Annotated in this window: 11 protein-coding genes; 10 read left to right on the top strand and 1 reads right to left on the bottom strand. The window is 67.4% G+C overall.

Features of this window, described 5'->3' with window-relative positions:
• The first annotated feature begins 155 nt into the window (after positions 1–155).
• Genes ACGFI6_RS32570 through ACGFI6_RS32550 form a run of 5 tightly spaced genes read left to right on the top strand, consistent with a single transcriptional unit; the run spans position 156 to position 5,123 of the window.
• Positions 156–1,004: a phytanoyl-CoA dioxygenase family protein gene (locus ACGFI6_RS32570; RefSeq protein ID WP_393125409.1), complete on the top strand. Its 849-nt coding sequence runs from the start codon at positions 156–158 to the stop codon at positions 1,002–1,004.
• Positions 1,005–1,022: 18 nt separating this feature from the next.
• The gene (locus ACGFI6_RS32565; RefSeq protein ID WP_393125407.1) at positions 1,023–2,330 is read left to right on the top strand and encodes an ABC transporter substrate-binding protein; all 1,308 of its coding nucleotides are present in this window, start codon (positions 1,023–1,025) and stop codon (positions 2,328–2,330) included.
• Positions 2,327–3,223 (top strand): carbohydrate ABC transporter permease, encoded by an 897-nt coding sequence (locus tag ACGFI6_RS32560; RefSeq protein WP_393125405.1) that lies wholly within the window; start codon positions 2,327–2,329, stop codon positions 3,221–3,223. The genes ACGFI6_RS32565 and ACGFI6_RS32560 overlap by 4 nt, the downstream gene beginning before the upstream one ends.
• Positions 3,220–4,104, top strand: coding sequence for a carbohydrate ABC transporter permease (locus ACGFI6_RS32555; RefSeq protein WP_393125403.1), 885 nt, complete (start codon positions 3,220–3,222; stop codon positions 4,102–4,104). Before ACGFI6_RS32560 ends, ACGFI6_RS32555 begins: the two co-directional genes overlap by 4 nt.
• Positions 4,104–5,123 (top strand): zinc-binding dehydrogenase, encoded by a 1,020-nt coding sequence (locus ACGFI6_RS32550; RefSeq protein ID WP_393125515.1) that lies wholly within the window; start codon positions 4,104–4,106, stop codon positions 5,121–5,123. Before ACGFI6_RS32555 ends, ACGFI6_RS32550 begins: the two co-directional genes overlap by 1 nt.
• Here ACGFI6_RS32550 and ACGFI6_RS32545 read toward each other — a convergent pair.
• Positions 5,113–5,973: an amidohydrolase family protein gene (locus ACGFI6_RS32545; RefSeq protein ID WP_393125401.1), complete on the bottom strand. Its 861-nt coding sequence runs from the start codon at positions 5,971–5,973 to the stop codon at positions 5,113–5,115. The genes ACGFI6_RS32550 and ACGFI6_RS32545 overlap by 11 nt on opposite strands.
• A gap of 126 nt (positions 5,974–6,099) precedes the next feature.
• Here ACGFI6_RS32545 and ACGFI6_RS32540 point away from each other — a divergent pair, with 126 nt between their 5' ends.
• Genes ACGFI6_RS32540 through ACGFI6_RS32520 form a run of 5 tightly spaced genes read left to right on the top strand, consistent with a single transcriptional unit; the run spans position 6,100 to position 11,584 of the window.
• Positions 6,100–7,404: an ABC transporter substrate-binding protein gene (locus ACGFI6_RS32540; protein WP_393125399.1), complete on the top strand. Its 1,305-nt coding sequence runs from the start codon at positions 6,100–6,102 to the stop codon at positions 7,402–7,404.
• Positions 7,401–8,297, top strand: coding sequence for a carbohydrate ABC transporter permease (locus ACGFI6_RS32535; RefSeq protein WP_393125397.1), 897 nt, complete (start codon positions 7,401–7,403; stop codon positions 8,295–8,297). Before ACGFI6_RS32540 ends, ACGFI6_RS32535 begins: the two co-directional genes overlap by 4 nt.
• Positions 8,294–9,118: a carbohydrate ABC transporter permease gene (locus tag ACGFI6_RS32530; protein ID WP_393125395.1), complete on the top strand. Its 825-nt coding sequence runs from the start codon at positions 8,294–8,296 to the stop codon at positions 9,116–9,118. Before ACGFI6_RS32535 ends, ACGFI6_RS32530 begins: the two co-directional genes overlap by 4 nt.
• Positions 9,119–9,135: 17 nt before the next feature.
• Positions 9,136–10,194: a glycosidase gene (locus ACGFI6_RS32525; protein WP_393125393.1), complete on the top strand. Its 1,059-nt coding sequence runs from the start codon at positions 9,136–9,138 to the stop codon at positions 10,192–10,194.
• 43 nt (positions 10,195–10,237) lie between these two features.
• Positions 10,238–11,584, top strand: a complete 1,347-nt coding sequence (locus ACGFI6_RS32520) for a phosphomannomutase/phosphoglucomutase (RefSeq protein WP_393125391.1) — start codon at positions 10,238–10,240, stop codon at positions 11,582–11,584.
• Position 11,585 lies beyond the last annotated feature (1 nt).

Below are 11,585 nucleotides of genomic sequence, written 5' to 3'. Positions count from 1 at the left end.
CAGCTTAGTGAACCACGCCCCAGATCGTCACCCCCCAGCATTCGACCTAGGTTCACAGACATGAACTAGTCGCCACACTCTTGAACCTGCGAGCGGCGGTGTGTATACCTGCCTCAATGTGTGGTCAAGCTCACCGTGGAGAGGACGTCCCGACCGTGACAACCACCCAGCACGCCAAGCCGGCCAAGGCTCCGGTAGCTGCCAGCCCGATGGACGACTACCTGTTCGACCTCAACGGTTTCCTGATCAAGGAGCAGGCCGTCGAGCCCGAGCTGATCGACGATCTCAACGAGGCCTTCGACAACTTCCCCGACATCGCGCCCGGCGACTGGTGGGGCAACGTGCAACGCTCCGCCGGCGCCCGCGATCCCGGCAAGCAGTACGAACTGCAGAACGTGATCGAGGCCGGTGAGCCGTTCGAGCGGCTGATCGATCACCCGTCCTGGATCGAGTGCATGCGGCACTGGGCCGGCGAGGAGGAGTCCTACGTCGCCGGGCTTTTCATCGACGAGGCATTCGCGGCCAAGCGCACCGAGGGCGGCTTCCTGCAGGTCCATTCCGGCGGGTACCGCAAGGCGATGCGCGGGCAGTACCGCTACGTCGACGGCGTGTTCCGCTGCGCCCAGGTCAACGTACTGGTCGCGCTCACCGACATCGGTCCCGGCGACGGCGGCACGCTCGTCATCCCGGGCAGCCACAAGTCGAACTTCCCGCATCCGCAGTTCGAGGAGTTCCGCGGTACGCAGATGGACGGCATGGTCGGTGTGGTCGCACCCGAGCTGCACAAGGGCGACGTCATGATCTTCACCGACACGATCGCGCACGGCGCCGCCTCCCGAACCACCAAGGACGGCGAACGCCGCACCGTGATCTACCGGTACGGACCCGCGTGGGCGAGCACCCGCGGCGGCTACCGCTACTCCGAGGAACTGCTGGCCCGGCTCACGCCCGAGCGCCGCGCGATCCTGCAGCCGATCGAGCCGCGGCTGCCACCGAGCGTCTGAGCAAGAGGAGTACCGACCATGACCACACGCCGCGCATTCCTTGGTGCCGCGCTCGGAGCGAGCGCCGCCGCAGCCGGACTGACCGCTTGCAGTGGTGTCGCCGGCAGCGGCGGCGGGGGTGGCAACGCCGCCGGAGACAGCGCCGAGATCCTCGTGAACTGGTGGGGCGGCGACGATCGCGCCAAGCGCACCCAGCAGGTCATCTCCCTGTTCGGGAAGGCCCACTCGAACGTCAAAGTGACCGCGAGCTTCTCCGACTTCAACAGCTACTTCCAGAAGCTCAACACCCAGGCCGCCGGCGGTGGACTGCCGGACGTGATCCAGCTGGGTGGCGGTTACGTGCCGCAGTACATGCGCAAGGGACAGCTGCTCGAGCTCACCAAGTACGTCGACGACAAGACGATCGACATCAGCGACGTCGACAAGGGGCAGATCGAGCAGGGCCAGGTCGACGGGAAGCTCTACGCCGTCACCATCGGCGGCAACATGCCCGGGCTGATCTACAACAAGTCGATGCTCGAACGGGCCGGTGTCGAGCCGCCCGATGCCGATATCACCTGGGACGCCTTCGCCAGCTATCTGCGCACTCTGCAGGCCAAGCTGCCCGCCGGCGTGTACGCGGTGGATCATCTCGAGGGCCCGCTGTTCACGACCTGGATGCGGCAGCGCTATCCCGAGGAGTACACGCCCGACAACAAGGTCGCGTACACCGAAGCCGACGTCACCGAGTATCTGCAGTACTGGCAGGATCTGCGCGCCGCCGGGATCAACATCACCGGACAGCTGGAGGCGGCAGAGATCGCCAACAGCGCCGCGAACGCCGCGCCGATCGCTCTCGGCAAGGCGGTGTTCGCCTCGCAGTGGACCAACTATCTCGGCCAGTTCCAGATCCTGATGAAGGATCAGCTCGCGATGACCCGGCTGCCGAGCGGCGGCAAGCAGGCCGGCGACTTCGTCCAGGCGTCGCAGTTCTTCTCGGTCGCGGCCACCTCGAAGGCGCCTCAGGTCGCGGCCCAGTTCATCAACTTCTTCCTCCATGACGCGGAGGCGCTGAAGATCCTCGGCGTCGAGCGCGGAGTGCCGGCATCGGCAGCCGCGCGCGGCCTGGTGACGCCGACTCTGAAGCCGTACGACCAGGTGCAGGTCCAGTTCATGAGCGACTACGCGGCGAAGGCCCGGCCGAAGTCGCAGCTCGATCCCGACAACTCGGCCGCGGTGGGCGACGCGCTCAACCGCGCCGAGCAGTCGGTCGCACTGAATCACGTGTCGCCGGCCGCCGCGGCGAAGAAGTTCATGTCCGACGCCGCGAAGGCCCTCACCTCGTGAACCGCACGAGGCGGAGCGAGGCGATCGCCGGGTACGTCTTCCTGCTGCCGTGGCTGCTCGGCTTCATCGGCCTCACACTGTTCCCGATGATCGCCTCGCTCTACCTGTCGTTCACCAAGTACGACCTGCTCTCCTCGCCGGTGTGGATCGGCCTGCAGAACTACCTCGACCTGTTCCACGACGAGCGCTATCTCGCCTCGGTCCGGGTCACGTTGTTCTACGTGTTCGTGTCGGTGCCACTGAAGGTCGCCTTCGCGCTGGTGCTCGCCACCCTGCTCAACCGCGGGATACGCGGCCTCAACATCTACCGCTCGATCTTCTACCTGCCCTCGCTGCTCGGCGCGAGTGTCGCCGTCGCGGTGCTGTGGCGGCAACTGTTCTCCGGCCAGGGGCTGGTCAACAGCGTGCTGCGGTCGCTCGGCTGGCAGACGCCGCCGGACTGGCTGGCCAACCCGCACACCGCGATCTACACCCTGATCCTGTTGTCCGTCTGGGAGTTCGGCTCGCCGATGATCATCTTCCTGGCCGGGCTGCGGCAGATCCCCGCGGAGTACTACGAGGCCGCCCGCGTCGACGGCGCGAACTGGCGCCAGCAGTTCTTCCGGATCACGTTCCCGCTGCTGACCCCGCTGGTGTTCTTCAACCTCGTCCTGCAGGTGATCGGTGGATTCCAGTCGTTCACCCAGTCGTACGTGATCAGCGGCGGCTCCGGCGGCCCGGTCGACTCGACGCTGCTCTACAGCCTGTACCTGTACCAGCAGGCGTTCGGCCTGCTGCACATGGGCTACGGCACCGCGATGGCCTGGGTGCTGCTGCTCGCGATCGCGATCTTCACCGCCGGGTTCTTCCTGACCTCGCGGTACTGGGTCTTCTACCTGGACCGGTCGAAGTGACGGCGCTCGGGATCGGCACGGCCGCCGTCCGGAAGGCCTCCGCGCGCCGCAACGGCAGGCTGCCGCGCGGCGTACTCCATCTGCTGCTCATCGCCGGCGCGATCTTCATGAGCTATCCACTGCTGTGGATGATCTCGTCGTCGCTGAAGCCCGAGTCCGAGATCTTCTCCTCCACCTCGCTGATCCCGTCGCAGTTCAAGTTCTCCAACTACCTCGACGGGTGGACCGCGCTCGGTGTCCCGTTCACCGGGTTCTACCTGAACTCGCTGATCCTGTGCGTGGCGGCGGTGCTCGGCAACATCTTCTCGTGCTCACTGGCCGCGTACGCGTTCGCGCGGCTGCGATTCCCGCTGCGTGGACTGTTCTTCACGTTGATGCTCGGCACGATCATGCTGCCGTTCCAGGCGACGATCGTGCCGCAGTACATCATGTTCAAGTCCCTCGGCTGGGTCGGTACGTTCCTTCCGGTGGTGGTGCCGAAGTTCCTCGCGGTCGACACGTTCTTCGTGTTCTTGATGGTGCAGTTCATCCGCGGCCTGCCCAGGGAGCTCGACGACTCCGCGAAGATCGACGGCTGCGGGCCGTACCGGCTCTACTTCCACGTGATCCTGCCACTGACCGTGCCGGCCGTGGCGACGACGGCGGTCTTCACGTTCCTGTGGACATGGAACGACTTCTTCTCCCAGCTCCTCTATCTCGGCCGCAGTGTCCAGGGCTACACCGTTCCGGTCGCGTTGAGTACGTTCGTCGACTCGACCAGCCAATCCTCGTGGGGGCAGATGATGGCGATGTCGTTCCTGTCACTGTTGCCGATCCTCGGCTTCTTCACCGTCTTCCAGCGGTTGCTGATGGACGGCATCTCCACGACGGGGCTCAAGTGATGCGGGCGCTGGTGCTGCACGGCTTCGGCGATCTCCGAGTCGTGCAGCGGGAGCGGCCCGAGCCGGCGGCCGACGAGGTGTTGATCAGTACGATCGCGACCGGGATCTGCGGCTCCGACCTGCACGGCTTCACCGGCGAGAACGGACGCCGCCGACCGGGTCAGATCATGGGCCACGAGACCGCGGCCCGGATCGTCGAGCTCGGTACGTCGGTCGACGGCGGGTTGCAGGCCGGGCAGTTGGTGACGGTCAATCCGGTGATCGCCTGCGGCCGCTGCCCGGCCTGCCTGGCCCATGCCGAGCAGCACTGTGCGACCAAACGGCTGATCGGTGTCGACCCGTCGCTGGTGTCGATGTTCGCGGAGTACGTGGCCGTGCCGGCCCGCAACCTGGTTCGGCTGGCCGACGACCTGCCCGCCGAGCTCGGCGCACTGGTCGAGCCGTTGGCGGTCGCCTACCACGCGCTGCGCCGAGGCGGCCTCACCGCCGACGACCGGCTGCTCGTGCTCGGCGGCGGCCCGATCGGTCAGTCGGTGATCGTCGCCGCCGGCCACGCCGGGCCGGCTGCGGTCATGGTCAGCGAACCCGATCCCGGCCGGCGGGCGCTGTGCGAGCGGCTCGGCGCCGTGGCACTCGACCCGAAGGCGGCGCCCTTGGCCGAGCAGCTCGCCGGCCACGGTGGCCCGGCGACGATCGCAGTCGATGCCGTCGGGTCGTCGGCGTCGCTGGGCGACGCGCTCGGCGCGACGGTCACCGGCGGCCGGGTCGTGATGGTCGGGATGGCGAGCCCGCAACTCGATCTCGCCGCGTACCGGGTGTCGGTCGACGAACGGACCGTGATCGGCAGCTTCACCTATCCGGCGGACGAGTTCGTCGCGATGGCCGACTACGTCAGTTCGGCGCCGGCCGCGATCGGCGAACTGATCTCGGAGCGGGTCACGCTGGACGGTGCGCAGCGCGCCTTCGAGCAACTGACCGACGGATCCCCGGCGCCCGGAAAGGTGCTGATTACTTTCTAGCCGCCTCGAGCAGCCGCTGCATCGTGCCGCCGAGGATGGCAGGGAGGTCGTCGTTCAGGAACGGGCAGTGGCTGCGAACGACCTCGAGCGACTGCCGGTACGTGAGGTGCCGACGCGCCACCGGGAAGTCTGAGCCCCACACGAATCTGTCGCCGCCGTACGCCGCGTGCACCTGCTGCAGCGTGGCCATGGCGGTCGGGTACGGGTAGTCGTACGGCGGATCCACGATGTAGTGGAACCCGGACAGCTTGATGATCACGTTCGGGTGCACGGCGTTGGCCAGCAGTAGCGGCAGCTGCTCGGCCAGCCGGTCCGGCGCCGTCGGGACGTGGCCCTGGTGGTGCACCAGGATCGGCATCGCCGGATACCGCTGCGCGAGCCGGCCGATCGCCGGCTGCCACTCCGGGGGCGTGTGCAGGCTCGCGATCAGCCCGAGCTCGGCGGCCCGCCCGAAGAACTCGACCCCGTCCGGGCTGTCGAACCAGCCGTCGTCGGCGCCGGTCGAGTAATGCGTCACCCCGACCGCACCGGTCCGGGTGATCACGTCGGCCAGGCGCGCCGCCGCACCAGGGGTGTGGTGGGTGTCCGACCAGAACGAATCGACGTCGGCGAGCTGGATCAGCCGATCCGGGTGCTCGGCGACCGCGGCCGCCACGAACTCGTTGTTGTCCAGGTTGTCGGTCCGCGGATCCCCGCCGCCGATCCGCGCGGACACGATCACCGCGCGATCGACCCCGGCCTGATCCAGCTCGTACAGCAGCGCCTCGACACTGCCGCGAGTCGCCGGATCAGGGACCTGCCAGTCGTACGGCCAGCTCCGCCACGCGTGACAGTGCGCATCAACGATCACGGAGGCAGCGTACCCGGGGATGGCACCACGGACGGGACCAGTGACCGACCAGGGTCTCTCCCGGGCGCGAGACCACGCCCCTGCGGACCAGGCTTCCTGATGTCACCCGATTTCGTTGGAGGAGCTATGCATGGCACAGCGAAGAGGCGTGGGCTGACCGCCGCGCTGCTGGCGTTGGGGCTGACCGGGACCGCCGTTGCGTGCGGGGGTGGCGACAGTGGTGATGCGGACGCGGCCGCCCAGGCGCACGGCGAGATCACCATCTGGATGTCCAACAACGCCGAGGAAGTGGCGTGGGGCAAGCAGATGGTGGCCGCCTGGAACGCTGCGCATCCGGATCAGAAGGTCACCACGCAGGAGATCCCGACCGGCAAGAGCTCCGAGGAGGTGATCGGCGCCGCGATCACCGCGGGTAACGCACCCTGTCTGATCTTCAACACCTCGCCGGCTTCGGTGTCGCAGTTCCAGAAGCAGGGCGGCCTGGTGCCGCTCGACGGCTTCGACGGCGCCAGGGACTACATCGAGAGCCGCAGCGGCAAGGTCGCGGAGCAGTACAGGTCCACCGACGGCAAGTACTACCAGCTGCCGTGGAAGGACAACCCGGTGATGATCTTCTACAACAAGAAGGCCTTCACCGCGGCCGGGATCGACACCGCGAAGCCGCCGCTGGCGACGTACGACGAGTTCCTGGCCACGTCCCGCAAACTGGTTGCCGCCAAGGCTGCGAAGGTCGCGATCTACCCGGCGCCGAGCAACGAGTTCTACCAGTCCTGGTTCGACTTCTACCCGCTGTTCGCGGCCGAGACCGGCGGCAAGCAGTTGATCGCCGACGGCAAGTCGCAGTTCGCCTCCGACGAAGGCAAGAAGGTCGCCGGCTTCTGGCGGACGATGTACCAGGACAAGCTGGCGTCGCCGGAGAAGTACACCGGGGATGCGTTCGTCGACGGCACCGCCGCGATGGCCGTGGTCGGTCCGTGGGCGATCGCCACGTACAAGGGCAAGGTCGACTGGGGCGCCGTACCGGTTCCGACCTCGTCCGGCAAGCCCGCGAACGAGATCTACACCTTCAGTGACGCCAAGAACGTCGCGATGTACTCGGCGTGCAAGAACCGCGGCACGGCGTGGGACGTCCTCAAGTTCGCGACGAGCAAGGAGCAGGACGGGAAGTTGCTGGCGGCCACCGGCCAGATGCCCCTGCGCGACAAGGTCGCCACGGTGTACCCGGATTACTTCCAGCAGAACCCTGACTACCAGCAGTTCGCCGACCAGGCAGCCCGTACGGTCGAGGTGCCGAACGTACCGAACTCGATCACCATCTGGCAGACGTTCCGTGACGCGTACTCCAAGGCGGTGATCTTCGGGCAGGCCGACCCGGGCACCACGTTCGACGACCTTGCCCCGAAGATCGACCAGCTCGCCGCGCAGTCATGAACCGACGGGGCCTCGGTACGGCTCTGGGCAAGCAGCCGATCGGTACCGCGTTCGTCGCGCCGTACGTCGTGTTCCTGATGGCGATCTTCGCCTACCCGCTCGGGTTCGCCGTCTACATGTCCTTCCACGACTACTTCTTCACCGCACCCGGCGCGATCGTCGAGCGGCCGTTCGTCGGACTCGACAACTACGCCGCGGTGCTGTCCGACCCGGCGGTGCGACGGGCGTTCGTGAACGTCGGCATCTTCCTGCTGATCAACGTGCCGCTGACGGTGGTGCTGTCGCTGGTGCTGGCGTACGCGCTCAACGGCGCGATCCGGTGGCGCGGGTTCTTCCGGGTCAGCTACTACGTGCCGTACGTGACCGCTAGCGTGGCCGTGGTCGGTGTCTGGCTGTTCCTGTTCAACTCCAACGGCCTGGTCAACTCCGTCCTCGGACCGCTCGCCCCTGATCCGTCCTGGCTGGTCAACTCGGAGCTGGCGATGCCGACGGTCGCGATCTACGTGACCTGGAAGCAGCTCGGCTTCTTCATCCTGCTCTACCTCGCCGCGTTGCAGAACGTCTCCAAGGACCTGTACGAGGCGGCTTCGGTCGACGGTGCGGGCCTGCTCAAGTCGTTCTGGAACGTGACCGTCCCAGGCGTCCGGCCGGCCACGATCCTGGTGGTCCTGCTCGCCACGGTGACCGGGGCGAACCTGTTCACCGAGCCGTACCTGCTGACCGGCGGTGGCGGGCCGGACGGAGCGTCCGCCTCCCCCGTACTGATCATGTACCAGCGCGGGATCGAGCAGGGCAAGCCTGATGTGGGCTCTGCGATCGGCGTCCTGCTGGTGATCGGTGTCCTGCTGCTCGCACTGGTCGAACGCCGGTTCGTCGGGCGGGAGGACCAATGAGGTTTCCGTGGCGGTTCGTGGCCCTGCTGCTCGGGGCGTTCGTGTTCCTGTTCCCCTTTTACTACATGCTGATCGGCAGTCTGCAGGCCGAACCGGACCCGTCCGTCGCCGGCGCGTTCCCCGAGCCGGGCAACCTCACCGGCAAGAACTACGCCGAGATCGATGCCGCGATCGACCTGGGCAGATCCCTGCTGAACTCCGGCATCTTCACCGGTGGTGTCCTGCTCGGCACGCTGGTCTTCGGGGTGCTCGCCGGGTACGCGCTGGCACGGTTGCAGTTCCGCGGGCGCGGCGCGGTGTTCGGCCTGATGCTGCTCGTGCAGGTGATCCCGTTCCAGCTGCTGACCATTCCGCTGTACGTGATGATGGTCCGCAGCTACGGGCTGGCGGACTCGTACCTGGGGATGATCGCGCCGTTCGCGATCAACTCGACCGCGGTGTTCGTCTTCCGCCAGTACTTCCTGCAACTGCCGCAGGAGCTGTTCGACGCGGCCCGCATCGACGGCGCCAACGAGGTCAGCACCCTCTGGCGGGTGGCCCTTCCACTGGTGAAGCCCGCGCTGCTGACCGGGTTGCTGCTGACCTTCATCGGACCGTGGAACGAGTTCCTCTGGCCGTTCCTGATCACCAAGCAGCAGCACCTGCAGCCACTGGCCGTCTCCTTGTCGAACTACCTGACGACCGTGTCGGCCCGAGCGGCGAACCCGTTCGGTGCCGTACTCGCGGGGGCCTGCGTCCTGGCCGCGCCCGCGGTCACCCTGTTCATCATCTTCCAGCGCCGGTTCATCTCGACGAACCTGTCGTCCGGCGTCAAAGGCTAACTCGTGAGGGGCTTATCGTGACCGTTCCCTACACGCTGACCCGGGTCGGCGTCCTGATGACGCCGGAGCCGGGCAACGCCCTCGAGGCCGAGGGCGTGCTGAACCCGGCGTCCGGGCACACGCCCGATGATGGGTTGTACCTGCTCCCCCGGCTGGTTGCTGCGGGCAACGTCTCGCGGGTGGGCCTGGCGCGGGTCCTGCTGACCGACGGCGTTCCGACCGGGGTCGAGCGCGAGGGCATCGTCCTGGCGCCCGACGAAGGGTGGGAACGCGGGCTGAACAACGCCGGCGTCGAGGACCCGCGGGTTACCTGGGTCCCGTCGCTGGGCAAGCACGTCATGACGTACGTCGCGTACGGACCGCTCGGCCCGAAGCCGGCGCTCGCGGTCAGCGACGACCTGCGCACCTGGACCCGGCTCGGCCCGCTGCACTTCGAGTATCAGCCCGATCTCGACACGGACCTGAACCTGTTCCCGAACAAGGACACTGTGTTCTTCCCCGAGCCGGTCCCGGGTCCGGACGGAGTGCCGTCGTACGCAATGCTGCACCGGCCGATGTGGGACCTCGGCTGGTTCCGTGAGGGCGAAGGCGTGCACCTGCCTGCCGGGGTCGAGGACGACCGGCCAGGCATCTGGGTGTCGTTCGTGCCGGTCGCCGAGGTCGAGCGCGGCCTGGAGAACCTCGTCCACCTTCGGCATCACCGGCTGGTCGCGATGCCGGAGCATCCCTTCGAGGAACTCAAGATCGGCGCCGGCCCGGCCCCGCTGCGCGTCCCCGAGGGCTGGCTGGTGATCCACCACGGCGTCACGGGCGAGCAGCCGAAGGGATTCGATCCGACAACCCAGAAGGTCAGCTACACCGCAGGTGCGCTGCTGCTCGATCCGTCCGACGTCACTCGGGTGCTCGACCGGACTCCCGAACCGATCCTGGCGCCGGAGACCGAGGAGGAACGTATCGGCACGGTCGGCAACGTCGTGTTCCCGACCGCGATCGAAGAGCTCGACGGCGTGCACTACGTCTTCTACGGAATGGCGGACGCCAAGATCGGCGTCGCGCGGCTGGACCGATCGTCGTGAACGCCCGTACCGCACGGGTGCACCTACTAGCCAAGGAGCCGTCATGCAGGACCTTGCCGCACTGATCAAGGCGTACGACATCCGCGGCACGGTCCCGGACCAACTGAACGCCGAACTGGCCTTCCGCGCCGGCGCAGCCTTCGCAGAGGTGAGCGGCGCCGCACTGATCGCGGTCGGACACGACATGCGCGTCTCCTCCCCCGAGCTCGCCGCCGCGGTGGCCGACGGCGCCGCGAGCCGTGGCGCCGATGTCCTCGCGATCGGTCTGGCGTCCACCGACATGCTGTACTACGCCTCCGGCGCGCGTGACGTGGCCGGCGCGATGATCACCGCCAGCCACAACCCGCCGGCCTACAACGGCATCAAGTTCTGCCGGCCCGGTGCAGCACCGGTCGGCCAGGACACCGGCCTGCGCGAGATCAGGACCCTGCTGGAGACGGGACTGCCCGCGTACAACGGGCCGGCCGGAACCGTGCACTCCGAGGACCTGCTGACCGAGTACGCGGAGTACCTGCACGGTCTCGTCGATCTCAGCGGCAACCGCCGGCTCAAGATCGTGGTCGACGCCGGCAACGGCATGGCCGGGCGCACTGCCCCCGTCGTACTCGACCGGTCCGCCTTCGACCTCGTGCCGCTGTACTTCGAGCTGGACGGTACGTTCCCCAACCACCCGGCCAACCCGCTGGATCCGGCGAACGTTGTCGACCTGCGTGCCGCGGTCAAACAGCATCACGCCGACGCCGGCCTCGCCTTCGACGGCGACGCGGATCGCTGTTTCTTCGTCGACGAGAACGGCGATGCCGTCTCCCCGAACAACATCATCAGCCTGATCGCCACCCGCGAGCTGGCCCGCGACCCGGGTTCGGCGGTGGTTTACAACGTGATCACCAGCAAAGCCGTCGCCGAGCAGATCGTCGACCACGGCGGTGTGCCCGTACGCAGCCGGGTCGGACATTCGTTCATCAAGCAGGCCATGGCCGACCACGACGCGGTGTTCGGCGGCGAACACTCCGGCCACTACTACTTCCGCCGGTTCTGGCGCGCGGACACCGGCATGCTGACGGCCCTGCACGTCCTGGACGCGCTCGGCGAAACAGATCAGCCGTTGTCGGCGCTCACCGCCCAGTTCTCCCGGTACGCCGACAGCGGCGAGATCAACAACGTGGTCGCCGATGTTCCCGCCGTACTGGCCCGGGTGGAAGCGCACTACACCGCCGACGGCGCCGCCGCGGACCACCTCGACGGCCTCACGATCACCCGGCCGGACGGGGCGTGGTTCAACCTGCGCCCGTCGAACACCGAGCCGTTGCTCCGCCTCAACGTCGAGGCGGCCGACCCGGCCACGATGGAGCAACTCCGCCGAGAGGTCCTGTCGCTCCTCAACACCTGAA

This window comes from Kribbella sp. NPDC048928, assembly GCF_043197975.1.
Lineage (GTDB): Bacteria > Actinomycetota > Actinomycetes > Propionibacteriales > Kribbellaceae > Kribbella.
The sequence above is the reverse complement of the archived record's forward strand: the minus strand, read 5'-3'. Positions and strand labels throughout refer to the sequence as shown.